1 protein-coding gene is annotated in these 327 nt (G+C 66.7%); it reads left to right on the top strand.

Annotated features, from left to right (window positions below; genetic code table 11):
- A partial coding sequence (locus tag AC6LJ9_RS30755) for a CoA-transferase (RefSeq protein ID WP_498150472.1) occupies nt 1–327 on the top strand: 327 nt, incomplete at both ends.

Below are 327 nucleotides of genomic sequence, written 5' to 3'. Positions count from 1 at the left end.
TCGACGCCGACCTGATCAACGCCGGCAAGCAGACGGTCACGACGCTGCCGGGCTCGTCGATCTTCTCGTCGGCCGATTCCTTCGCGATGATCCGCGGCGGCAAGATCAACCTGGCGATCCTGGGCGCAATGCAGGTATCCGAGCAGGGCGACCTGGCCAACTGGATGATCCCGGGCAAGATGGTCAAGGGCATGGGCGGCGCGATGGACCTGGTGGCCGGCGTGGGCCGCGTGGTGGTCCTGATGGAACACGTGGCCAAGAAGAAGGACGGCACCGAGGACATCAAGCTGCTGCCGGCGTGCAACCTGCCGCTGACCGGCGTGGGCG

This window comes from Achromobacter sp. 1011811831, assembly GCF_059760905.1.
This window is presented reverse-complemented; position numbering and strand designations above follow the sequence as displayed.